The organism is Saccharothrix sp. BKS2 (assembly GCF_047689505.1).
Classification (GTDB): Bacteria; Actinomycetota; Actinomycetes; order Mycobacteriales; family Pseudonocardiaceae; genus Actinosynnema; species Actinosynnema lopnurensis.
The window spans coordinates 61996-85662 of record NZ_JAUQOL010000020.1 but is presented as its reverse complement, the minus strand read 5'-3'; the positions used below and the strand labels follow the sequence as shown (position 1 = coordinate 85662).

Genomic DNA, 23667 nt, shown 5'->3' with positions numbered 1-23667 from the left:
CCCCATCAGCCCATCCTCTCCGCGACGAACTCGGCCAGCTGCCCCGGCGTCATCGCGCCCACGTGCGCGCCCGCGTCCGCCCACCGCTGCGCCAGGTCGCGGTCGTAGGCGGGGTTCGCGTCCTCGTCCAGCGCCGCCAGGCCCAGCACCCGCGTGCCCTGCTCGACCAGGCCGCGCACGGTCCGCACGAGCCGGTCGGCGTCGCCGCCCTCGTAGAAGTCGGTGACGACCGCGACGATCGCCCGCCGCGGGTTGTCCACCAGGCCGGCGGCGTAGTCGACCGCGCGGGCGATGTCCGTGCCACCGCCCAGCTGCACCTTCATCAGCAGCTCCACCGGGTCGGCCACGTCGGAGGTCAGGTCGACCACCTCGGTGTCGAACGCGACCAGGTGCGTCTTGAGCCCCGGCAGCCCCCACAGGCACGACGCGGTGACCGCCGAGTGGATCACCGACCCGGCCATCGAGCCCGACTGGTCCACCACGAGCACCAGCTGCCACCGGTCGACGTGCCGCCGCGTGCGCGAGGTGAACCGGGGCCGCTCGATCAGCAGCCGCTCGTGCTCGGGCTGGTAGTGGGCGAGGTTGGCGCGGACCGTGCCGCGGAAGTCGAAGTCCCGGGCCGGCTTGAGGTTGCTGGGCCGCCGCGACCGGGTGCCGGTGAACGACCGCCGCACCTGCGTGGCCAGCCTGCGCACGAGCTCCCGCACCACCGCCTCCACGATGCGCCGGGCCAGGGCGAGCACCTCGGGGTTCATCAGGTGCTTGGTCCGCAGCACCGCGCGCAGCAGCGCCGCGTTCGGCTCGATCCGCTCCAGCACCGCCGGGTCGGTCACCACCTCGGTGATGTCGTAGCGCTCGACCGCGTCCCGCTCCAGCCGCTCCACGGTCTCCTTCGGGAACAGCCGGTGCACGTCGTCGAGCCAGTCCACGGTGGTGAGCACCGAGCCGCCCGTGCCGCCGGTGCGCACCCCCCGCTCGGCCAGGTCGGGATCGCGCCCGTAGAGCCACTCCAGCGCCGCGTCCCGCCGCGCCGCCTCCTCGGACAGCGGGCCGCCCACCCGCGACGCCGGTTCCCCGAGGATCAACCGCCACCGCTCCAGGTCGCTCACGACAGGCCCTCCCGCACGAGCACCCGGTCCACCTTCTCCTCCAGCGCCCGCGCCTCCGCGACCAGCAGCGGGTCCGCGGGTGTCCGCAGCAGCGCCCGAGCCGACCCCCGCACGCCGCGCCGGGCGAGCAGCGCCGCCGCGATCGCCTCCCGCTCGGCGGGCGGGAAGTGCGCGAACGCCTGCCGCAGCGCCGGGAGCGCCACCAGGAAGTCCTGTTCGGACAGTTCGCCGACGACCTCGTCCAGCACGCCGACCACGGCCCCGTCGGCGACGACCTCCTGCCGGGCCAGCGCGAACAGCCCCGTCAGCCAGTCACCGAGGACGGTCGGGGCGGCCATGCCGCGCACCGCGCCGGCGACGCCCGCCGGCTCCGCACCGCCGCCCAGCGACCAGGCGAACCCGAGGGCCGCGCCACGCAGGTCCGGCGGCGCGTCGGGGGCCGCCGCCACGCGCCGCGCCACGTCCACCGCCCGCGCCCGGTCCGCGCTCAGCACGTCCGCCGCGTGCGCGAGGGCGTCGCGGGCCCCGACGAGCGCCCGCAGCCGACCGGGCTCGGCGGGCGCCGGACCGCCGCGCAGCCCCTCCACCAGCCACAGCACCCGGTCCACCGCCGCGTCCAGCACGGCGGCCAGCGCCGGGCTGCCCGCCGTGCCCAGCAGCCGGTCGTGCCGCCACAGGCCCAGCACGTCGGTCAGCACCCCGCCCAGCGGGTCGAGCGAGCCCGCCGCGGCCACGCCCCGCGCCAGGGCCTCGGTGACCCGGCCCGACAGCTCGTCGACGCCGCACAGCGCCGCGTCGAACAGCACCCCGGCCAGGCCGGTCACGTCCGCGCCCGGCACCCGGTCGCGCAGCACCGCGCCGGCGGCCTCGGCCGGGGTCGCCCCGTGCGCCGCGGCCTCCACCAGGGCGGACTGCCGGTCGTCGTCCGGGGTGGGGTCCCAGCGCTCGGCGGCGACGGCGGTCGTCCCGCCGGACGGTCCGGAGCGGCGGCGGAAACCCGGCACGCCGAGCACGCGCAGCCGGTGCAGGACCCGGCTGCGCTCCAGGTCGAGCGGGTCGGTCAGGTCGAGGTCGAGCCGTTCGCGACCGTCGAGGCCCAGGCGGGCCAGTTCCGCCGCCACGTCCGCGACCAGCGGCGGCGCCGGGGTCGCCGGGTGCAGCCTGCCCACCCGGTCGCCGCTGAGCGCCGCCACGACCTCGACCACGGCGGGGTGGGTGCCGGGGGCCAGGGGACCGCGCACCGACCACGGCGGCGGTTGCGGCAGGTCCTCCGACACCAGGGCGCTGACCAGGCCGTCGAGGACGTCGACCCGGGCCGGGTGCTCGTGGCCGCGCAGCCTGGCCAGGCCCTCGGCCTGCACGCGGGCGGCGATCAGGTCGGCGGTCGACACCGGTTGCCGCCGCGCCCGCAGCCGCGTCACGACCGACTCGACCAGGGCGGTGGCCGCGGCTTCCGGGCCGTCGGTCCACAGCCGGTGGTAGTAGCCGGGGGACGGCATCCCCGACTCGTAGCCGGTGAAGGCGTCCAGCCGCCGGTGCGAGTACGGGACCAGGTAGCTGGCTCCGATCGAGCCCGGTGGGGGCGCGGGCACCTCGGGTTGGTGGGGGAGGTCGGCTGAGGCCGGGGGTGGGGCTCCGGGTGCGGTGGGGTCGGAGGTGGTGAGGTTGGGCGCGGTGGGGCTGGAGGTGGCGAGGTCGGGTGTAGTGGGGCCGGAGGAGGAGGTGGCGGCGGCGGTGAGGGCGCGCAGCGCGGGGGTGTGGAACCCGCCGGTCACCACGAGCACCGGTCGGTCGCCCGCGTCGGCCACCGCCGCCCGCACCCACTCGGCCATGTGCGCCTCGCGCGCGGTGTCGGCCTCGCCCGCCGCGGTGTCGCCGCGCACCAGGTCGAAGTACGCGGTCAGCCGCTCGGCCAGCCCGCTCGGGTCGGCGACCTCCACCAGGTGGTCCCACAGCGCGTCCACGTTGTCCACGGCGAACTCGCGGCACAGCCGGTCCACCACCTCCGCGTACCGCAGTTCGGCGTCGGCGTACCGGTTGCCGCGGTCGGAGAACGCCGGGTGCCACGCGGGCAGGTCGATGAACGACACCCGCGCGCCGGCCTCGCGACCGGCGGTGAGCGCCACCCACTCCGGCGAGTGGTCGCAGAACGGCGTCCACGAGGCGTGCGCGCGTCCCCCGTCGCGGTGGTAGGTGAAGATCGCGATGGGCAGCTCGTGGCCGAGCAGCAGCTCGTCGAGCCGGTCGTTCACGTCCGCCGGCCCCTCCACCAGCACGTGCGCCGGCCGCAGCGCCTCGATGGTCTCGCGGACCAGTCGCGCGCACGCCGGGCTGTGGTGGCGCACGCCGATGAAGACGGCGCCCATCAGCCCGGCAGCAGGTGGCGCGCCCGGTGCAGCGCCCGCCACTGCTCCCCGGTGCGGCGCGGCACCTGCTGCTCCAGGTAGCGGCGCAGCCGGGCCAGGTCGTCGGCGTTGTCCTTCGCCGCCGTCCCGGCCAGGCACTCCACCACGTCCTCCGGCGATCCCGCCTCACCGCGCAGGTACCAGCCGCGCAGGCCGACCGCGTGCGCCACGGACACCGCCTCGGCCGTGCTCATCACGGTCGACAGCCGGTCCGCCGGCTGCCCCGCGCCGCGCAGGTCGCGGAACGTGCGGACCAGCACCTCCAGCACGTCCCGGCGCGGCGGCACCCCGACCCCGGACCGCTCCAGCAGCCGGGTCGCCTCCTGCTCGACCAGCGCCAGCTCGGTGCGGAAGTCCGCGATCGGGAACACCGTCTCGAAGTTGAACCGCCGCTTGAGCGCCGCGCTCATCTCGTTGACGCCCCGGTCGCGGGTGTTGGCGGTGGCGACGACGGCGAACCCGTCGCGGGCGAACACCATGCCGTCCGGGCCGGGCAGCTCGGGGATCGCCACGACCCGCTCGGACAGCAGCGACAGCAGGCTGTCCTGGACCTCCAGCGGGCAGCGGGTGATCTCCTCGAACCGCACCACCTTGCCCTCGGCCATGCCGCGCAGCACCGGCGCGGGCACCAGCGACCGCTTCGACGGGCCCTCCGACACCAGCAGCGCGTAGTTCCACGAGTACTTGATCTGGTCCTCGGTGGTGGCCGCGCCGCCCTGGATCGTCAGGGTCGACTCGCCGCTGACCGCCGCCGCGATCAGCTCGGACAGCAGGGACTTCGCCGTGCCCGGCTCACCGACCAGCATCAGGCCCCGGCTGGTGGCGAGGGTGACCAGCGACCGGTCGACCAGCGAGGGGTCCCCGACGAACTTCCGGCTGATCCCGGCCCGCTCGTCGCCGACGACGAACCGCCGCGCGGCCGACATGCTCAGCGCCCAGCCGGGTGGGCGGGGCGCCTGGTCGTCCTCGCGGAGCCGGGCCAGCTCGTCGGCGAACCGCACCTCGGCGGGCGGGCGCTGGAGCTGTGGATCGGTCATCTCGGGCACTCCTGGTCGCGGGAGGGACGGGCGGTCAGCTCGTCAGGGCGGTGAACTCGGCCAGCAGCTCGGAGGCCGTCACGGCGTCCAGCTCCCCGAAGGTCCGGCCGCTCCGGGGCCGCCACTCCCCGCCGCCGCCGTCGTTCACCCAGATGTCGGTCAGCTTCTGCTCCGGGAACTCGTGCGGGATCCCCACGGCGATGCCGGGGTCCAGGTTGACCACCACCGCGCCGCCGTTCGCCAGGGGCCTGGTGATCCAGCCCTCGACGCCCGCGTCCAGCGGCTCGCCCCGCACCCAGCCCCGCTTGGTCAGGCCCAGCAGCCGGCCCACCGGCACCACCGAGCCCTCGAAGCGCTCCAGCCGCGCCGCGCGCCGCTCCCCGTCGCCCAGCGCGTGCACCGGCCGCCCCAGCTGCGGGAACGGCTGGAGGATCTCGTAGTCCGCGAACACCTCCGACCACGCGGCCAGGTCGTCGCCCAGGTGCAGCGGGTGCGCCACCCCGACCCGCGCGTCCCCGGGCAGCGCGAAGGCGTCGTCGGACGCGTCGGCGAAGGTGCGGTCCTCGGCCACCCGGAACGACGCGCCGCCGTCGGTCACCCACACCAGCCGCCGCACCAGGTGCCACAGCAGCGGGTGGCCCACGAGCAGGTCCCGGAACTCGGCCGCGCTCCACCGGCGGCCCAGCACCATCGCCAGCTCCAGCCGGTCGACCTGGTCGGCGGCCACGGTCCGCACGTCCTTCTTCAGCACCGCGAACCGCTTGTGCTCGGCGGCCGCCTTCTCCTGGTCGTCCCTCGCGCCCGGCTTGGGCAGCTCCTTGCGCCGCTTGCCGTCCTCGTCGAGCACGAACGGCTTGAGCTGCTCGTCGAAGCCGACGGTGAACCGGCGGGGCCCGTAGTCGACCACCAGGGTCGCCGCGTCGTCCAGGCCGAAGTCGGGCACCAGCCGGTCGGCCAGCTGCTCGGCGGTCAGCCCGAGCCCCTCGGCCACCGATTCGACCTTCTCCTGGGCCCGCTGCTTGAGGCCCTTGAACCTGACCTTCCGCGCGATGCCGTTGAGCGACACCAGCGCCAGGTCGGTGCCGATCGCGGCCAGCACGTCCAGACCCGCCACGGCCCTGTTGTGCTGGGACTCGCCCGGCCAGGCGCGGATCAGCGGGACCAGCGCCCGCACCGTGTCGTCGTCGCCGAGGGCACCCTGCGCGGTCAGCGCCCAGCCGTCCCCGGCGGGCATCCCGGCGGTGGTCCACAGCCGGAACAGCTCCCGGCCGAAGCGCGCCAGCGAACCGGGCTCGCAGACCTCCCGCACCACCTCGACGCCCGGGAACGACCCGTCCGGCCCGGTCAGCGCCAGCACGGTCAGCAGGTGGCGCACCGACTCGTCGGGCAGCGCCAGGCCGGTGCCCCGCGCGATCACCTGCGGCAGCACCGCCGGGTCCGCCCAGTCGCCCGGCACGGGCACCCTGGCGGGCAGCGCCGCCAGCGGGTCCGCCGTCAGCAGGTGCTCGACCGCCCGCCCGGCCTCCGGCCCCTGCTCGCGCGCCGCCTCCCGCGCCTGCTCGGGCACCAGCTTCAGCACCGCCTCCGCCGCGCGCCGGGCCGGGCCGACCGGCCCCACGGCGGCCGGCAGCAGCAGCCGGGCCGCGGCGGCGGGGTGGCGGCGCACCCACGCCACCGCGGGCGCGCGCATGCTCTTCAACCGCACCAGCCAGTCCGCGACCAGCGCGGCCACCTCCGGCGACACGAGCGGCTGCACCAGGTCCGCGACGCCCGACGGCGGCCGGCTCGTCGCGACCAGGCAGGCCGGGCGCAGCGCGTCGACCCCGAAGCGCGCCACGACCGCCTTGGCGAGTTCCTCCACGCCCCACGACGCGGACGGCTCCCACCGGGCGAGCAGCGGGCGCACCAGCAACTCGGGCCCGTGGACGAGCAGCGCGTTGCGCGCCTGCCAGTGCAGCCCGCCGGTGTGGAACGACCCGGCGACCTGGTCCCAGCCGGGTGTCCCGGACCACCGGAAGCGGGCCTTCCCGTTGGCCAGCCAGGACTCGCGCTCGCCCTCCCGCCACTCGACCGCCCGGAGGTCGGGCGCGGTGAGGCCCTCGACCACCGGGGGCTTGACCACCCGGCGCTTCACCGTCCACGGTGGACGGACCAGCAGCTCGGGCAGGCCCTCGGTCGAGGTGGCGACCCGGCGCGCGGCCTGCCCGCGCACCTCCTCGACCACGGCCCGCTCCGCGTCGCCCAGCTCCACCCGGTCGGGCAGGTCGGGGTGGCGCTGGAGGTGGCCCCGCAGCAGCAGGCGCGCGGTGTCGCCGGACGCGGCGGCCAGCCGGCGCAGCGCCCGCGCGGGGTAGCGCCGGGACATCGCCAGCACGGCGGGCTGGACGCCCTTGCGGTCCAGCCGTCGCAGCAGCAGGTCGAACGCCTCGTCGACGGGCAGTTCCGCGAACACCTCCAGCAGCACCTTGCGGAAGTCCGCCGACAGGTCCTCGTCGAGCAGGGGCGCCAGCGCCGGGGCCACGGCCGGCCCGATGCCGTCGACCGCCGTGTGCAGCACGTCGGGGCGGGTCAGCCGCCACTTCACCGACTCGGAGGACAGGGCGCGCGCCAGCTGCCCGGCCGTCCCCAGCGCGAGCACCAGCTCCAGCCAGTCGTCCTGGTCGCCGCCCGCCTCGACCTCGGCGCACACCCGCTCCACCCAGTCCAGGCGGTGCGGCATCAGGTAGGTGACCGCGAACCGGGCCACCGGGTCGTCGAGGCAATCCTCCACAGCGGACCGGACGGCCTCCTCCTCGGCGTCCGCCGCCGCCGCGACCAGTTCCCGCACCCGGACCGCCACCACGCCGGGCGAGTAGTGCCAACGCCGACCCTGCGGCGGTGTGGCGAACCGGAGGGTGCGCGGCGTCTCCCGGCGCCCGGAGCTCGTCCAGTGCACCTGCACCCGCTTCGCCTCCACCGCCGCCCGCGCGGCGAAGGCCAGGCCGTGCTCGACCGCCCACGCGTCGGCCAGTTGGGCCAGCACCGCCGCCTGCGGGATGCCCTCGGCCGCGATGAGCTGCGCGACCACGCCCGCGCCGAGCGGTGTGGCCTCGCCCGCCAGGAGGGCCAGGGCGGCGTCGACGAGCTGCCGCTCGCTGCCCGGTTCGTCCAGCGCCTGCCGCGATTTGGCCGGGAACGAGGCCAGCGCCGCGCGCACCGGCTCCACCGCGCCGGGATCGGGCTTCGCGGGCCGCCGCACGTGGCCGCCGCGCCGGGGGTGCACGTGGCGCCACCACTTGCGCGGCAGCGCGAAGGTCGTCTCGTCCGGCAGGTCGTCGGTGGTGGGCGGCCCGGCGGGAGAGGCGGGGGAGGGGATGGGGGTGGCAAGGGGCGTGGCAGCGGGAGTGGCAGCGGGAGTGGCAGCGGGAGTGGGCGTGGATGTGGCGGTGGGCGTGGCAACGGACGTGGGTGTGGCGGCGGGAGCGGACGTGGGTGTGGCTGCGGGAGCGACAGGTCCGGTGGCCGGTGTGGACGGTGAGCCGGTCACCTCGCGGTACCCCTTCTTCTCCTTCTGCGCCACCAGCTTCGCCACGTGCGCGGTCGCGGTGTCCTCCGAGGACAGCTCGGTGACCTTCTCCTGGCCCGCCGAACCCAACCGGCCGAACCGGACGGTCACCACCGCCCCGTCCCGGGAGACCTCCCAGAACTTCGCGGACCCGCCCTCGACGAGTTCCCACCTGCGCACGTCACACCCCCTGCTCGACCGACCTGTGGCGGACCCTACGCGGCAGGTCCGACAATTCCGACGCCCCGCCGCGCACACTGGTTCCGTGGACGAGGTCACAGGACGGGTGTGGGCGGCGCTCGGCGGTTCCGCCGGGGAGGTGTCCTACCGGGGCGCGGGCGACGTGCTGCCCGCCCGGCTCCCGGTGCGGGACGCGGCGCGCGCGACGGTCGGCGCGTGCTCGCTGGCGGCGGCCGGGCTGCTGGCGCTGCGCAACGGCGGACCCGTGCCGGAGGTGGTGGTGGACGAGGGCGCGGTGGCGGTCGCGTTCACCAGCGAACGGCACCTGCGGGTCGACGGGCGTGCGGGCGGGGCGTTCGCGCCGCTGTCCGGGTTCTGGCGCACGGCGGACGGGTGGGTGCGCACGCACGCCAACTACCCGCACCACCGCGAACGGTTGCTGAGCGCGCTGGGCGTGCCCGACGACCCCGACGCCCTGGCGCGGGAGCTGGCCGCGCGGCAGGCCCTGGAGGTGCAGGAGACCGCGTACGCGGCGGGCGGGCTGGCCGTGGCGGTGGCGACCGCGCCCGACCCCGCCCGGCGCCCCCTGGTGGAGGTCCGGCGCACCACCGGCGACCGGCGCGCGCTGCCCCCGGCGGACCGCCCGGCCGACGGGGTCCGCGTGCTGGACCTGACCAGGGTGATCGCGGGTCCGGTGGCCACCCGCGTGCTCGCGTTCCTGGGCGCGGACGTGCTGCGGGTGGACAGCCCCCGGCTGCCCGAGGACGCGCACGCGCACGCGGACACCGGCATCGGCAAGCGCTCCGCGTCGCTGGACCTGGACGACCCGGCCGACCTGCGGACCCTGGAAGCCCTGCTCGACGACGCGGACGTGGTGGTCACCGGCTACCGGCCCGGCGCGCTGGACCGGTACGGCCTGGCACCCGAGGCGCTCCTGGCCGGGCGGCCCGGCCTGGTCGTGGCCCAGCTGTCCGCCTGGGGGTACGCGGGGGAGTGGGCGTCGCGGCGCGGGTTCGACAGCCTCGTGCAGGCGGCCACCGGCATCGCCGCGGTGGAGGGCGTCGACGGCGGACCGGGCGTGCTCCCGGCCCAGGCGCTCGACCACGGCACCGGCTACCTGCTCGCGGCGGCCGTGCTGCGCGGGCTGGCCGAGCCGGGCGGGCGGCACGTGCGGCTGTCGTTGGCGGGCACGGCGTCCTGGCTGCTGCACGAGGTTCGCGCGTCCGCGCCCGAGGGCGACCACGACCCCGGGCGGTGGCTGACCACGACCCCCTCGCCGTACGGGCCGCTGCGCCACGCCCTGCCGCCCGTGCGCTACGCGGGCGCGCCGACGACCTGGGACCGCGGGCCCTCGCTGTGGGGCTCCGACGAGCCCCGCTGGCGGTAGGCGCGGACCGGCTGCTGAACCGCCGCGTTCCGGATCGGGCCGGCGAAGGGCTCGGCCGTCCGCGCGACCGGGCGGATCCGCGTGGTGAGCGGACGAAAGCTTGCCTGAGGTGCTAGGACTGACACGCACGTTCGAATGATCACCTGATCGGGTAACCCTGGCGACGAACGTGCGCACGACGTTGGGAGCACCGGTGGAGGACCGCACGATCGCAGGCCGGTACCGGCTGACCGAGCGGATCGGCTCGGGCGGCATGGGCGTGGTCTGGCGCGCCGAGGACACGCGCCTGCGCCGCGTCGTCGCGGTGAAGGAGCTGCTGTCCCGCAGCGGGTTCGACCAGGAGTCGATCGACCGCGCCGTGCGCGAGGGGCGGATCGCGGCCCGGTTGCAGCACCCCAACGTGATCGCCCTGTACGACGTCATCGAGCACGACGGCCACCCGTGGCTGATCATGGAGTACCTGCCGTCGCGGAGCCTGGCCGCGGTGCTGACCGAGCGCGGCACGCTGCCGCCCGACGAGGTGGTGCGGCTCGGCGGCCAGCTGGCGGCCGGGTTGGCCGCCGCGCACGCGGCCGGGGTCGTGCACCGCGACGTGAAGCCCGGGAACGTGCTGGTCACCGAGTTCGGCACGGTCAAGGTCACCGACTTCGGCACCTCGCGCGCGGCCGACGAGGTGACCGTCACCGCGTCCGGGATGCTCGTCGGCACCCCCGCCTACCTGGCGCCGGAGGTGGCCCGGGGCGAGAAGGGCGGCTTCCCCGCCGACGTGTTCGCGCTCGGCTCCACCCTGTACGCGGCGGTGCAGGGCGATCCCCCGTTCGGGGTGGACGGCAACACGATCGCGCTCCTGCACCGGGTCGCGGAGGGCAAGTTCGCGCCGCCGGCCGACGCGGGTCCGCTCGGGCCGGCGCTGATGCGGCTGCTCGACCCGGACCCGGAGACCCGGCCGACCATGCCCGAGGCCGAGCGGATGCTCCGGGACGTGCGGTTCGACCACAAGCCCGACCGGACCGCGCTGCTGGCCACCCCGCTGGCCACGCTGACCTCGGTGGAACCCGAACCTGCCCCGCAGCCGGTCGCGGAGCCGACGCCGGAACCCGCGCCGGAACCGATCTCGGAACCGGCTCCCCAGCCGGCCTCGGCCTCGGCCCCGGCCCCGACCCCGCCACCGACGCCACCGCCCACCCCGCAGCCGACCCCGCAGCCGCAGCCGGCGCAGCAGTCGGCGCAGCGGCCCGCCGCCCCGCCGACGCCCCCGCCCTCGGCCGCGCCGCCCCCGTCGTCCCCCGCTCCCGAGCGAGAGGAGCGGCGGGGCGACCGGAAGGCGTTGATCGCCCTGGGTGTCGTCGCGCTGGTCGCCGTCGCCGTGGTGGTCTACCTGCTCAACCGGAACGGGGACGACCCGGGGACGGCGGGACCGGACGGCGGCGCCACCGCCACCACCACGCAGGTCACCACGACGGCCGGGCAGCAGCAGCCGCCCGTCGAGCCCACCGGCGAGCAGCCGCCCGGCACGACCACGACCACCACCCCGGCGCCCGAGGGGACCACGACGCCCCCGCCCGAGCAGCCGCCCGCCGACGTCCCAGCCGACCAGGCCGTGGGCAACTACTACGCCCTGCTGCCGGGCAACGACCTGGAGGCCGGCTACGCGCGGCTGACCGACGGCTTCAAGGCCCGGTTCGCGCCCACGTTCGGCGACTACCGGGCGTTCTGGGGCCAGATGAGCGCGGTCACCCTCGGCAACGTGCGGGCCGTGGGCGTGAACGAGGTGGCGGCGACCGTGACCTACCGGTACAAGGACGGCCGCAGCCAGGCCGAGCAGCACATCTACACCCTGGTCAAGACCGAGGGCGGGTGGATGATCGACGGCCAGCGCTTCGCCTGACCACCGGACCCGACCACGCGACCCGACCCGACCTGACCGACCCGACCTGACCGACCCGACCTGACCGACCCGACCTGACCGACCCGACCTGACCGACCCGACCCGACCTGACCGACCCGACCCGACCTGACCGGCCCGCCGCGGCCGGTCAGGTCGGGAACGTGCCGCGCCACACGTCGATCACCAGCACCGGCCGCATCCCCGCCGACTCGTACAGGCCGAGGGCGGGCGTGGGGTTGTTCGAGTCGACGTGCAGCACGGTGCCGACCCGGCCCTCCGCGGTGTCCAGGTGGAACGCGTGCCGCAGCAGGTGCCCGGCCACGCCCCGCCCCCGCGCCGCGGGCAGCACGCCCAGGTGGCCCACGTAGCCGCGGTTCTCGTCGGCGAACTGGTCGGTGCGCTCCAGGAACCCGACCGGCGCGCCGGCCAGTTCCGCCAGCCACAGCCCCGACCAGTCGAAGATCGACTTCCGGTCCTGCGCCTCGTGCCACTCGCGGTAGGTCTTCGGCGCGAACCCGAACTGCCCGGCGAACGACCCGTTCCACACCTCGTGCGCCGCCCGCCGCACCCCGTCGTCGACGGCCTGGCGCAGCACCAGCCCGGCGATCGGCGCGGGCGGCGGCACGGTGCCGGCGTGGTCGACCCGCATCCGGTGGAACGTCGTGCCGACCGCGAACCCGAGCGCCGCCACCTTCCCCCGCAGCGCCTCGTCCTGCCGGTAGACGCCCTGGTCCACGACCACCTCGGCGTGCCCGGCCGCGCGGGCGACCTCCCGGGCCCGCGCCAGCGCCCGCTCGAACAGCCAGTCCACCACGGCCGGCCGCCCGGACACCACGTCCACGTCGGCCCGCGCGCCGTCGCCGCGCCCCTCGACCGTCGCGTACCCCACCGGCTCGTCGCCGTCGAGGACCAGCCAGGCGTCGCGCGCCGGGTCGAGGCCGGGCCTGCCCAGCTCGTCGCGCACGTCGTCCAGGGTGTAGTCGCCGAACCCGATCACCGGGGTCGTGCAGGCGTGCACGAGCCGCAGGATCGCTTCGGCGTCGTCGAGGGCGGGCGGCCGGGTGGTGTGGCCGGTGGGGGCGGTGAGCACGGCGGACATGGTGCGCCGCGCCCACCGCCCGTGTCGACCGGTATTCACGCGGCCGGCGGGGCTCCCGGCGCTAGTCCGGCCACTCCCAGGCCACGCAGAACATGCCCGGCCCGAACCCCAGCGCCACCGCGTGCGTGTAGCCCTCCGGCGACACCGCCATCCGCTGGTGCTCGACCGGGTGCGACCCGTCCGGCTTGACCACGTACCGGCGGACCGACCTGGGCAGCGCCGCCGGGTCGAACTGCACCTCCACCGCGTAGTCCCGCACCGGGGTGCGGAACTGGCTGCAGTAGGTGTCGTCGCCGCGCGGGTAGGGCGGGCCGTCGACCACCGACGCGTACTCGACCACGATGGTCTCGCCGCGCGCCAGCACCCGGTCGAACACCAGCTCCGCGGCCACCACCCCCTCCTCCTCCACGCGGACCACCCGGCCGAGCTCGCACGACCGGATCGGCTCGATCCGCGGCGCGGGGCCGGGCTGGGTGAGGTCGTGCACCGTCACCCACCGGTCGGCCCCGTCGCGCTCGGCGCGCAGCACCTGCCTGGTCCGCACGGTCCGCACGCCCCGGTCCGCCGCGATCTCCACGGCGATGTGCAGGGTGATCCTGCTCATCGCCTCGTCCCGGTCGACCAGGGACAGCACCGGCTCGATCCGCTCGCGGTCGGGCCACATGTCCTCCAGCCCCGGCGCGTCGACCGTGCGCCGGGTCCGCCCGCGCGCCCTGGGCTCGCCCAGCAGCCCGGTCAGCGACCCGGGCGCCAGCCCCAGCACCTCCTCCAGGTGCCGCACGGCCTGGATGGAACCGCGCCGCTCGGGCTTGCTGCGGCCGGACTGCCAGTAGCTGAGCGCGGCGACGCTGATCTCCGTGCCCCGGTCGAGCAGCCGCTGCCGGATGCGGTCCAGGCCCAGGCCGCGGGCGGCGATCGCGGCGCGCAGCGCGGTGGCGAAGGGTTCCTCGGTGGAGACTTGGTCCCGGATGTCCATCTGGCCTCCTGATTCACAGCGCCGGCTGACGTTACGGGTCCGCCGCGCGCACCGGTAGCACCCCAGTCGTCCGTTCGGCGGCGACGCGCGCGGCGTCGGGGCATGTGCTGCGGGTACCCGAAAGCCGCGGCCCCGTCGCGGACCGGTTCCCGTCCGCCGCGCGGCGGTCTAAGGTCGGCCGGTGCTCCAGCGGACGTGGTCGGCGGCGGTGTTGCTCGTGGTGGTCGCGGCGGTGGGCGCGCTCGCCGTGCTGGCGTTCCGCCCGCCCTCCCCGCGCGCCGACGCCCCGCCCGCCGAGTTCGCCGCGGGCCGGGCCGAGGAGCACCTGCGCGCGGTCGCGCAGCGGCCCCACCCGATCGGCTCGGCCGACAACGCGCGGGTGCGCGAGTACGTCGCCGGGGCCGCCCGCGGGTTCGGCGCCGAGGTGTCGGTGGAGTCCGACGACGTGGTCCGCGCGTGGCGCGGGGTGGAGCGGGTCGCGACGACCCACAACGTCGTCGCCAGGGTGCGCGGCACCGACCCGTCCGCCTCCGGCGGCAAGGCGCTGCTGCTGGTCTCGCACTACGACTCGGTGCCCACCGGTCCCGGCGCGGCGGACGACGGCGCGGCGGTCGCGGCGATGCTGGAGACCGTGCGGGCGCTGGGGCAGCGGCCCGTGCGCAACGACGTGGTGTTCCTGTTCACCGACGGCGAGGAGGCCGGGACGCTGGGGGCCGAGGCGTTCGTGCGGCGGCACGGAGTCGGCGACTACGGCGCGGTGCTGAACTGGGAGGCCCGCGGCAGCGGCGGGCCGGTGTGGATGTTCGAGACGGGGCCGGACAACGGGCCGCTGGTGTCGGCGTTCGCGGCGGCCTCCGGCAGGCCCATCGCGAACTCGCTGGCCGCCGAGGTCTACCGGCTGATGCCGAACTACAGCGATTTCAGCGCGTTCCTCGCCGCCGGGGCGCGCGGGCTCAACAGCGCGTTCATCGAGCACGTCCACGACTACCACTCGCCCTACGACGACGTGTCGCGGCTCGACCGCGGCAGCCTCCAGCACCACGGCGACACGATGGTGGGCCTGGTGCGCGAGCTGGGCGACCGGGACCTGAGCGCGGCGGGCGGCGGGTCGGCGGTGTACTTCGACCTGTTCTCGCGGGTGCTGGTGCGCTACCCGGTGTGGTCGGCGGCGCTCCTGGCGGCCGTCACGGTGGGCGCGTTCCTGGCCCTGGTCGTGGTGCGGCGGTTGCGGGTGCTGTTCGTGGCCGGGGTGGCGGCGGGCGCGGTGGTCGTGGCGGGGGCGCTGACGTTCGCGCTGTGGGCGGCGGTGGCGGCGCTGCGGCCGGGCCTGGCGTTCCTGGCGCTGTCCGAGCCCCACGAGCGGGGCTGGTTCGTCGCCGGGTTCGCGGTGCTGGGGTTGGCGGTCCTGCTCGGCGCGGCGCGGTTGGTGCGGGGGCGTGCCCCGGAGGAGGTGGTCGGGGGCGTGCTGGTGCTGCCCGCCGTGCTGCTCGCGGTCACCGCGGTGCTCGTGCCGGGGGCGAGCTTCCTGTTCCAGTGGCCGCTGGCGGTGGGCCTGCTCGCGCTGTGGCGGCCCCGCCTGGCGTTCCTGCCGCCGCTGGTCGCCGCCGCGGTCTACCCGCCGCTGGTGGGCACGCTGCTGGTGGCGCTGGGGATGCCGATGGCGGCGGTAGGCGTGGTGTTCGCGCTGCTGGCGGGCGTGCTGCTGGTGCCGCTGCTCGGCGGGCTGCCGCGCCACGGCGCGCTGGTGGTCGGCGCGGTGGCGGTGGCGCTGCTGGCCGCGGGGACCCTGCGGTTCGGGTTCAGCCCGGCCGAGCCGCGGCCGAACGCGCTGGTCTACCGCCTGGACACGGAGGCGGGCCGGGCGGACTGGCTCTCCGGCGACCCGGAGACCGACGAGTGGACCCGGCGGGTGCTGGGGGAGCACCCGGAACGGGTCGCCGCGCCGCCGCTGCCCGAGCCGGCGCTGCGGGCCGACGCCCCGGTGCTGGACCTGCCCGCCCCGACCGCCGAGGTGCTGCCCGACCCCGGTGCGCTGCGCCTGCGGATCACGCCCGGCGAGCGGGCCTGGCGCACGCACGTGACGCTGCCCGGGGGGAGCTGCCGGTTCGGCGGGCACCGGTTGGGCGGCCGGCAGCTGGAGCTGTACGGCACCGCGCCGCGCGAGATCACCTGCGAGGTCGCCCCGGGCGAGCCGGTGGTGGTGGAGCTGGTGGACCACTGGGTCGGCCTGCCGCCGGGGGCCGCCGACCTGGTCGGCGCCCGCCCGCCCGACACCATGCCGGTGCAGTCCGGGAACCGCCCGTACGACGCCGCGCTGGTGCGGGCCGTGTTCCGCGGTTGACCGCCCGTCTCCCGCACGTGCTCACCAGTCGTGGACGGTCCCGTCCGCCAGGCGGTTCACGGGGAGGTACGCGGCGCGGTAGGGGAACCGCGCCGCCGCGTCCAGGTCCAGTTCCACGCCCAGCCCCGGGGCGTCGGACGGGTGCAGCAGGCCGGCGGTGAACGTGTACGAGGTGCGGAAGACCTCCAGCGTCCGCGCGGTGTGCGGCATGTACTCCTGGATGCCGAAGTTGTGCACCGCCAGGTCCAGGTGCAGCGCCGCGGCCATGCCCACCGGCGAGATGTCCGTGGGCCCGTGCAGCCCGGACCTGGCCCCGTGCACGGCGGCGTAGTCCAGCAGCTTCCTCATCGCGGTCACGCCGCCGGTGTGGGTCACCGCCGACCGCACGTAGTCGATCAGCCGCTCGCCCAGCAGCGTGGTGTAGTCGTGCACGGAGTTGAACACCTCGCCGATCGCCAGCGGGGTGGTGGTGTGCTGCCGGATCAGCCGCAGCGCCGCCTGGTCCTCGCCGGGGGTGGCGTCCTCCAGCCAGAACAGGTCGTAGGGCTCCAGCGCCTTGCCCAGCCGGGCGGCCTCGATCGGCGTCATCCGGTGGTGCCCGTCGTGCAGCAGCGGCAGCTCCGGCCCGAACTCGTGGCGCACCGCCTCGAACACGCCCGGCAGGTGCCGCAGGTACGCGCGGGTGTCCCAGACCTCCTCGACCGGCAGCGCGGTCGGCCGGGCCGGTTCGTAGTCGTACCGGTCGCCGCCGCCCGCCGCGGACGACGCGACGCCGTAGACCGTTCCCAGGCCGGGGACGCCGGTCTGCACCCGGATGGCCCGGAAACCCCGCTCCAGGTGCAGCCGGATCGAGTCGAACAGCTCCGGCAGGTCCCGCCCGGACGCGTGCCCGTAGGCCAGCGCGCCGACCCGGCACGCGCCGCCCAGCAGCTCGTAGAGCGGCATCCCGGCGGCCTTGGCCTTGATGTCCCACAGTGCCGTGTCCACTGCGGCGATCGCGGCCATGGTCACCGGCCCGCGCCGCCAGTACGCGCCCCGGTACAGGTACTGCCAGGTGTCCTCGACCGCCCGCGCGTCCCGCCCGAGCAGCAGCGGCACCACGTGGTCGGCCAGGTAGGACGCCACCGCCAGCTCCCGGCCGTTGAGCGTCGCGTCGCCCAGCCCGACCAGGCCGTCCTCCGTGGTCACCCGCAGGGTCACGAAGTTGCGCCCCGGGCAGGTCACCACCACGTCCGCCGCCGTGATCCTCACTCGTTCCTCCGCACTCCCGCCACCACCGCACCGGACTTCCCCCGGCTCCGGACCGCGCACGTCGGTCGCCGGCACCCGCTCACCGCCCGAGCCGGTGAGCCTGCCCGGACCGCGCCGCACGACACAGGTATATCGTTTTACCAAAAATCAGTCGAGCCCTGTTCAGCGCCAGGTGTAACGTTTTCCGCATGGGAGGAAGTGGCAAGCCGACGATCTCCGACGTCGCCTCGCTCGCCGGCGTATCCGTCTCGGCCGTGTCCAAAGTCGTCAACGGCAAGAGCGGCATCTCCTCGGCCACCCGCGAGCGCGTGCTGGCCGCGGCCGCCAAGCTCCGGTGGACGCCGTCGGCCACCGCGGTCGCCCTGCGCGCCGCCAGGACCCGCGCCGTGGGCATGGTCCTCCGACGCGGGCCGGGCCTGCTCGGCACGGACCCGCCCTTCACCCTGCTGATGGACGGCATCGAGCGCGAGCTGACGCCCCGGGGCTACGGCCTGCTGCTGCACGTGGTCGGCGAGGAGCAGGGCGCCGAGGAGGCCGCCTACCGCAGGCTCGCCGAGGAGGGCCGGGTCGACGGCGTGCTGCTCACCGAGAGCCGGGTCGGCGACACCCGGTTCGCGCTGCTGCGCGACCTCGGCCTGCCCGCCGTGCTGGTCGGCACCCCGTGGGACGACGACCCGATCCCGTCCGTCCGGGCCACCCACCCGGACCGCGGCATCCGCCAGGCCGTCGAGCACCTGCTGCGGCACGGCCACCGGCGCATCGCCTACCTGTGCGGCCCCGGGAGCCGCGTGCACACCCACCACCGCAAGCGGGTGTTCAAGGAGGTGCTGGGGGAGAACGGTTTCGTGCCCAGCCCCTCGGTGGTGGACGGCGACTTCACCCCGGCGGGCGCGGCGGTGGGCGTGGCCGACCTGCTCGCCGGACCGCGCCCCACCGCGATCCTGTTCGCCGACGACTCGATGGCCGTGGCCGGCCTCAGCGCCGCCCGCCGGCTGGGCGTCGACGTGCCCCGCGAGCTGTCCGTCATCGGCCACGACGACCTGCCGCTGAGCGAGCTGGTGCACCCGCGGCTGACCACGGTGCGGCAGGACCTGGTCGGCCTCGGGCAGGCGGCGGCCCGGGTGCTGCTCGCCGCGCTCGGCGAGGTCGAGGACGCCCCCGTGCAGGTCAACCCGCCCGAGCTGGTGATCCGCGAGTCCACCGGCCCGGCCAGGTGACCCCGGTCCCGCGGCCGCGCGCCACGAGACCCCGGGATGTCGGTCCGGCCACGTAACCTGGGTGCCATGCGCACACGGCCGACGCTGAGCTGGACGGCCACCGGCGCGCCGCTGCCGCGCACCACGAGCCTGGACGAGGTCGTGCGGGCGCTCGCGGCGGGCCGGGTCCTGGTGCTCAGCGGCGCGGGCCTGTCCACCGAATCCGGCATCCCCGACTACCGGGGCGCGGCGGGCAGCCTGCGCAAGCACACCCCCATGACCTACGAGGAGTTCGTCGGCAGCCCGGCGGGCCGGCGGCGGTACTGGGCGCGCAGCCACCTCGGGTGGCGCACCATCGCCCGCGCCCGGCCCAACGCGGGCCACCTCGCGGTGACCCGCCTGCACGCCGCCGGCCGCGTGACCGGCGTGATCACCCAGAACGTCGACGGCCTGCACCAGGCCGCGGGCACGCCCGACGTGGTCGAGCTGCACGGCAGCCTCGACCGGGTGATCTGCCTGGACTGCCGCCGCACCGGCCCCCGCGAGGAGCTGGACCGCAGGCTGCGCGCGGCCAACCCGGACTTCGCGGCCGAGGCGTCCCGGATCAACCCCGACGGCGACGTGGACCTGGCCGAGGCCGAGGTGCGCTCGTTCCGGCTGGTCGACTGCGCCGACTGCGGGGGAGTGCTCAAACCGGACGTGGTGTTCTTCGGCGAGAACGTGCCCAGGCCGCGCGTCGAGCGGTGCGGCGAGCTGGTCGACGGGGCCGCCGCGCTGCTGGTGCTGGGCTCCTCGCTGACGGTGATGTCCGGCCTGCGGTTCGTCCGGCGGGCGGCGACCTCGGGCACCCCGGTCCTGATCGTCAACCGGGGCGAGACCAGGGGCGACGCGCACGCGTCCGTCCGCGTCGACCTGCCCCTGGGGCAGGCCCTGACCACCCTGGCCGACCTGCTGGCCTGAGGTCGGGGCTGGCGCGGCACAACGTGTGTACTCCTCAGTAGGGTGAACGGGTTCTTCCCGACCCGATCCCGGAGGAGGCTCATGAGGAACCGGAACGCGGTGTCCCTGCTCGCCGTGTCCGCGGTGCTCACCGCATCCCTGACCAGTCCCGCGACCGCCGCGGCGGCCACCGCGCCGTCCCTGGGTGACTTCGTCCTGGCCCCGAGCAACGCCAACCTGCACTCGGTCGTCGGCCTGCTCGACGCGCAGCTGCCGAAGCTGGGCGTGCAGAACATCCTGCTCCAGGCGAACCGGACCGACGCGCCCAAGGGCGCGGACTGCACCTCGCCCGCGTTGAACACCAACGACCGCCACGTGGTGGGCAAGTTCTGCTTCAACGAGGGCGACACCAACACCACGCAGTGGATGCCGCAGGGCGTGACCACGGTCGCCGACGCCCAGGACGACGAGCTGTGGGGGGACAAGCAGGCCATCCTGGTCAGCTGGTACAACAAGGACACCTCGCCCGCCAAGGGCGTCCGGGTGTCCTTCCTGGACACCGACACGGGCAACTACCAGCACGTGCTGCTGGTCTACCCCTTCGTCAACAACTCCGGCAACGCCTCCTACGAGGCCGTGACCACGCCGCAGTCCGGCGACGGCGGCAGCGTCCACGCGGGCGGCATCGTCTGGTACGGCAACTTCCTGTACCTGGTGGACACCCGGCGCGGCATCCGGGTGTTCGACATGCGCTACATCTTCGACGTCAAGTCGGCGGCCAACGGCGACGTGACCGACCCGGACCGGGTCGGCAGGCAGGACGGCACCTTCTACAGCTACGGCTACCGGTACGTCATGCCCCAGACCTACGGGTGGAGCAACCCGAGCGGCCTGGCGTCGTTCCCGCCGGACCACGGGTGCAACGCCTCCGGCCCGCAGAAGTTCTCCTACATCTCCCTGGACCGCAGCACGGAGCCGGACCTGATCACCACCGGCGAGTACTGCTCCGACCTGGGCGACCCGGACCGCAACGGCCGGGTGGCGACCTGGCCGCTGAACTTCGTCGACGGCACGCCGCTGACCGACGGCAACGGGCTGTGGCGGGCCCGGAGCGCCGACCGCCTGCCCAAGCCGAGGGTGCAGGGCGCGGTGTCCTTCGCCAACCGCTGGTACCTGCACAGCACCGGCGGCGGCACGACCGGTCCCGGCCACCTCCAGGCGGCCGTCCGCAGCGGCATCGGGGTGCTCGCCACCGACGGCGCGGAGCACGACGTGGCCATCGGGGTCGAGGACCTGTCCTACTGGTCGAGCCGCAACCAGCTGTGGACCGTCACCGAGCACGACGGCAAGCGGATCGTCTACGCCACGCCGCGTCCCTGACCCGGGGTTCCCGGCGGGTCCGCACCTCGCGGGCCCGCCGGGACCGCTCCCGGGTCCTGTTCGCGGGCCCGCCGTGACCCGGTCCCGCCGCCCGCCGGGCTAGCGGCCCCGGCGCAGCCTCAGGACGTGGTCCGCGCGCGTGCCGGGCTCGCCGTCCGGGCTGGTCAGCTCCCGCACCACCGACTCGTCCACCTCGACCGACCAGCCCTCGTCGAGGTCGAGCCCGGCCAGCACCTCGGCGTTGGTGGGGAAGTGGTACTCCGGGCGGTCGCCCACCTGCCAGGTCGGCCACCCGGCGTGACCGACGACCAGCAGCACCCCGCCGGGCGCCACGGCACCGGCCGCCCGCGCCAGGATGCGGTTCCGCTCGCCCTCCGCCTCGGTCGACGAGTGCAGGAACTGCGCCGACACCAGGTCGAACTCCCCGGCGGGGAACGACAGCGACAGGTTGTGGCGCTGCCACTCGACCCGCTCGGCCAGCCCCGCCTCGGCGGCCCGCGCCCCGGCCCGCTCCAGCGCGACGGCCGACACGTCGACCGCGGTGACCCGCCAGCCCCGCGCGGCCAGCCACAGCGCGTCCCCGCCCTCCCCGCAGCCCAGGTCCAGCGCCGTGCCGGGGGTCAGCTCGGCCACCTCGCGGGCCAGCAGCGGGTTGACGTTGCCGGTCCAGACCCGCTCGTGCTCGCGGTAGAACGTTTCCCAGAACTCCTCGGTCGTGGTCATGCCCCAATGCTCCGCACCGGCCCGCGTTGGTGACAACAAAAGTTGCTGATCCGGCAACAGCGGACCGATCTTGGGGGACGGCGCGGGTGGGCCGGCCTGGTCCTGGGTACGCCGCGCCGGTCCCGGGTGGGCTACGCCGGTCCCGGGTGTGCCGCGCCGGTCCCAGGTGGGTCACGCCGGTTCCGGGTGCGCCGCACCGGCGCGGTGGTGAAACACCGCGGCTGACCGGGGCCCGGCTCACCCGGATCGGGGTGGCGACGGCCGACCCGGGCGGCCGATAAATCGTTGCGTAATCAGGGAGTTCACTCACTCGTGTAGTTGCCTATCGCTCGAAAGAGAAGGCGCCTCCCGCGTCCTACGCTGCCCCTCCGAACATCGGATCGCCCCCGCTGGGGAAGGGTCGCGTGACTGGTTACCTCGAACTCGCCGCGTCCGCGGTGATGTACGCGCTGGGCGTGGTCGCCCAGTCGGTCGCCTCCCGGCGCGCCGACGACGACCTCGGTGGTCCCGGCCTGCTCGCCCGGCTCGCGCGCGACCGCCTGTACCTGCTGGGCTTCGCCGGTCAGCTGGGCGGGTTCGCGCTGGCCTTCCTCGCCCGCGCCGACCTGCCGCTCTACCTGGTCCAGGCCGGGTCCTCGTGCGCGGTCGGCCTGGCCACCCTGTTCGGCGTGCTCGTCCTCGGCTGGCGGGTGCGGCCGGTGGAGGTCGCCGTGCTCGCGGTGATGGCGCTGGGGCTCGTGCTGCTGGTGGCCGCCGCGACGCCGTCCACAGCGCGTGACCTGCCGCCGCTCGCCGCGTTCGTCCTCTTCGGACTCCCGCTGGCGCTGCTCGCCGCGGCGCAGCGGAAGGTCCGCGCCGTGGTGCCGCTGGCGGCGTTCGCGGGCCTCGCGTTCGCCGTGGTCGCGATCACCAGCCGCACCATCGCCGACGAGCCGCTGCCCTCGCTCCCGCTGAACGCGCTGGCCTGGCTCATGGTCGCGGCCGCCCTCGTCGGGCAGTCCTACCTCGCCCTGGGCCTGCGGCGCGGCTCGGCCACCTCGACCGCCGCCACCATGGACGCCACCACCGTCGTGGTCACCTCGGTGATCGGCATCGCCGCCCTCGGCGACCGCGTCGTACCCGGCCGCGAGTGGTGGGTCGTGCTCGGCGTCGGGCTGGTCGTGTCCGGCGTCCTGCTGCTCGGCTCCGCCGACCGGCTCGCCGCCACCCCCGTGCGGGTGGCCGGATGAGCACCGCCAGCGTCTCGCTGGACCTGGACAACCTCTGGGCCTACCTGAAGACCCACGGCGACCCGGAGTGGGAGCGCCGGCCCAGCTTCCTGGGCACCGCCGTGCCGCGCCTGCTGGAGGTCTTCGGCGCGCACGGCCTGACCACCACCGTGTTCGTGGTGGGCGCGGACGCCGAGCGCGACGACGGAGCCGCCGCCGTGGCCGCGGTCGCCGCCGCCGGCCACGAGGTCGCCAACCACTCCTACGGGCACGAACCCTGGCTGCACCGGTACTCCCGGACCGAGCTGGAGACCGAGCTGGTCCGGGCCGAGGACGCGATCACCGCCGCGGGCGCGCCCCGGCCCCGCGGCTTCCGCGGCCCCGGCTTCAGCGTCACCCGCGAGCTGCTGGAGCTGCTGGCCGAACGCGGTTACGACTACGACGCCAGCACCCTGCCCACCTGGATCGGCCCGCTGGCCCGCGCCTACCACAACCGCACCGCGCCGGGCGGGGGCGACCGCGACCTGTTCGGCGGCTTCGGCCGGGTCCGCGCGCCCAACGCCGCCTACCGCTGGCGCGTCGGCGCGGGGCTGGTCGAGCTGCCGGTGACCACGATGCCGCTGCTGAGGGTGCCCGTCCACGGCTCCTACCTGCTCCAGCTGCACCAGCTCTCACCGCGCCTGGCCCGCGGCTACTTCACCACCGCGGTGCGGCTGTGCCGGGCGCGCGGGGTGCAGCCGTCGCTGCTGCTGCACCCCACCGACGTGCTGGGCGCGGCCGAGGCGCCGGGCCTGGAGTTCTTCCCCGGCATGGCGGTGCCGGGGGCCCGCAAGGTCGAGTTCCTGGGCTGGGTGCTCGACGTGCTGCGCCGGCACTTCGAGGTGGTGGGCACCGGGGAGCACGTGCGCCGCCTGGCGGGACTGCCCGACCGCGACGCCGCACTGCTGGCGCGGTCCGGATGACCGGACCGCTCGCCGCCGGCCGCCCGGCCGCCGAACCCTCGG

At 75.8% G+C, this 23667-nt stretch carries 16 protein-coding genes; 8 read left to right on the top strand and 8 right to left on the bottom strand.

Translation table 11 applies throughout. The features are described 5' to 3' along the window. Positions 1–5 precede the first annotated feature (5 nt). Genes Q5530_RS33445 through Q5530_RS33430 form a run of 4 tightly spaced genes read right to left on the bottom strand, consistent with a single transcriptional unit; the run spans position 6 to position 8275 of the window. Positions 6–1109 carry a VWA domain-containing protein gene (locus Q5530_RS33445; protein WP_415366803.1) on the bottom strand — a complete coding sequence of 368 codons (1104 nt, stop codon included), beginning with the start codon at positions 1107–1109 and terminating at the stop codon, positions 6–8. Next, positions 1106–3517 carry a DUF5682 family protein gene (locus tag Q5530_RS33440; RefSeq protein WP_415366802.1) on the bottom strand — a complete coding sequence of 804 codons (2412 nt, stop codon included), beginning with the start codon at positions 3515–3517 and terminating at the stop codon, positions 1106–1108. Before Q5530_RS33440 ends, Q5530_RS33445 begins: the two co-directional genes overlap by 4 nt. Beyond that, complete coding sequence (locus Q5530_RS33435; protein ID WP_415366801.1) at positions 3475–4551, bottom strand: ATP-binding protein; 1077 nt, start codon at positions 4549–4551, stop codon at positions 3475–3477. The genes Q5530_RS33440 and Q5530_RS33435 overlap by 43 nt, the downstream gene beginning before the upstream one ends. A 34-nt stretch (positions 4552–4585) precedes the next feature. Continuing rightward, the gene (locus Q5530_RS33430) at positions 4586–8275 is read right to left on the bottom strand and encodes a DUF4132 domain-containing protein (RefSeq protein ID WP_415366800.1); all 3690 of its coding nucleotides are present in this window, start codon (positions 8273–8275) and stop codon (positions 4586–4588) included. A gap of 85 nt (positions 8276–8360) precedes the next feature. On the opposite strand from Q5530_RS33430, the gene Q5530_RS33425 reads away from it, so the two are divergent. Both Q5530_RS33425 and Q5530_RS33420 read left to right on the top strand, forming a co-directional pair. Further along, positions 8361–9662: a CoA transferase gene (locus Q5530_RS33425; RefSeq protein ID WP_415366799.1), complete on the top strand. Its 1302-nt coding sequence runs from the start codon at positions 8361–8363 to the stop codon at positions 9660–9662. 193 nt (positions 9663–9855) lie between these two features. Beyond that, on the top strand, positions 9856–11550 hold the full coding sequence (locus Q5530_RS33420; protein ID WP_415366798.1) for a serine/threonine-protein kinase: 1695 nt from the start codon (positions 9856–9858) through the stop codon (positions 11548–11550). Between the two features lie 148 nt (positions 11551–11698). Here the strand turns inward: Q5530_RS33420 and Q5530_RS33415 are convergent, their stop codons facing one another. Together Q5530_RS33415 and Q5530_RS33410 are read right to left on the bottom strand one after the other, a co-directional pair. Then, on the bottom strand, positions 11699–12640 hold the full coding sequence (locus Q5530_RS33415) for a GNAT family N-acetyltransferase (protein WP_415366797.1): 942 nt from the start codon (positions 12638–12640) through the stop codon (positions 11699–11701). A gap of 70 nt (positions 12641–12710) precedes the next feature. After that, positions 12711–13625 (bottom strand): hypothetical protein, encoded by a 915-nt coding sequence (locus Q5530_RS33410; RefSeq protein ID WP_380635286.1) that lies wholly within the window; start codon positions 13623–13625, stop codon positions 12711–12713. A 181-nt stretch (positions 13626–13806) separates the two neighbouring features. Here Q5530_RS33410 and Q5530_RS33405 point away from each other — a divergent pair, with 181 nt between their 5' ends. Then, the gene (locus Q5530_RS33405; protein ID WP_415366796.1) at positions 13807–15966 is read left to right on the top strand and encodes a M20/M25/M40 family metallo-hydrolase; all 2160 of its coding nucleotides are present in this window, start codon (positions 13807–13809) and stop codon (positions 15964–15966) included. Positions 15967–15987: 21 nt separating this feature from the next. On the opposite strand, the gene manD is transcribed toward Q5530_RS33405, so the two are convergent. After that, positions 15988–17217, bottom strand: a complete 1230-nt coding sequence (manD, locus tag Q5530_RS33400) for a D-mannonate dehydratase ManD (RefSeq protein ID WP_380635283.1) — start codon at positions 17215–17217, stop codon at positions 15988–15990. Between the two features lie 188 nt (positions 17218–17405). On the opposite strand from manD, the gene Q5530_RS33395 reads away from it, so the two are divergent. The 3 genes from Q5530_RS33395 to Q5530_RS33385 all read left to right on the top strand — a co-directional run bounded on the left by Q5530_RS33395 (position 17406) and on the right by Q5530_RS33385 (position 20732). Next, a complete protein-coding gene (locus Q5530_RS33395; protein ID WP_415366795.1) occupies positions 17406–18434 on the top strand; it encodes a LacI family DNA-binding transcriptional regulator in 1029 nt (342 codons plus the stop codon). 66 nt (positions 18435–18500) lie between these two features. Beyond that, positions 18501–19373 (top strand): NAD-dependent protein deacetylase, encoded by an 873-nt coding sequence (locus tag Q5530_RS33390; RefSeq protein WP_380635280.1) that lies wholly within the window; start codon positions 18501–18503, stop codon positions 19371–19373. 81 nt (positions 19374–19454) lie between these two features. Then, positions 19455–20732, top strand: a complete 1278-nt coding sequence (locus Q5530_RS33385) for a hypothetical protein (protein ID WP_415366794.1) — start codon at positions 19455–19457, stop codon at positions 20730–20732. 99 nt (positions 20733–20831) lie between these two features. Here Q5530_RS33385 and Q5530_RS33380 read toward each other — a convergent pair whose 3' ends face one another. Then, positions 20832–21455: a class I SAM-dependent methyltransferase gene (locus tag Q5530_RS33380; RefSeq protein WP_415366793.1), complete on the bottom strand. Its 624-nt coding sequence runs from the start codon at positions 21453–21455 to the stop codon at positions 20832–20834. Between the two features lie 404 nt (positions 21456–21859). Here Q5530_RS33380 and Q5530_RS33375 point away from each other — a divergent pair, with 404 nt between their 5' ends. Then, a complete protein-coding gene (locus Q5530_RS33375) occupies positions 21860–22684 on the top strand; it encodes a hypothetical protein (protein WP_415366792.1) in 825 nt (274 codons plus the stop codon). Then, on the top strand, positions 22681–23625 hold the full coding sequence (locus Q5530_RS33370) for a polysaccharide deacetylase family protein (protein ID WP_415366791.1): 945 nt from the start codon (positions 22681–22683) through the stop codon (positions 23623–23625). The genes Q5530_RS33375 and Q5530_RS33370 overlap by 4 nt, the downstream gene beginning before the upstream one ends. The last annotated feature ends 42 nt before the right edge of the window (positions 23626–23667 follow it).

What these genes read in the sequence shown, in the direction of transcription:
- Q5530_RS33435 (WP_415366801.1), bottom strand. Translation starts at nt 4,551, where the DNA reads ATGACCGATCCACAGCTCCAGCGCCCGCCCGCCGAGGTGCGGTTCGCC.
- Q5530_RS33410 (WP_380635286.1), bottom strand. Translation starts at nt 13,625, where the DNA reads ATGGACATCCGGGACCAAGTCTCCACCGAGGAACCCTTCGCCACCGCG.
- Q5530_RS33395 (WP_415366795.1), top strand. Translation starts at nt 17,406, where the DNA reads ATGGGAGGAAGTGGCAAGCCGACGATCTCCGACGTCGCCTCGCTCGCC.
- Q5530_RS33390 (WP_380635280.1), top strand. Translation starts at nt 18,501, where the DNA reads ATGCGCACACGGCCGACGCTGAGCTGGACGGCCACCGGCGCGCCGCTG.
- Q5530_RS33385 (WP_415366794.1), top strand. Translation starts at nt 19,455, where the DNA reads ATGAGGAACCGGAACGCGGTGTCCCTGCTCGCCGTGTCCGCGGTGCTC.
- Q5530_RS33380 (WP_415366793.1), bottom strand. Translation starts at nt 21,455, where the DNA reads ATGACCACGACCGAGGAGTTCTGGGAAACGTTCTACCGCGAGCACGAG.
- Q5530_RS33370 (WP_415366791.1), top strand. Translation starts at nt 22,681, where the DNA reads ATGAGCACCGCCAGCGTCTCGCTGGACCTGGACAACCTCTGGGCCTAC.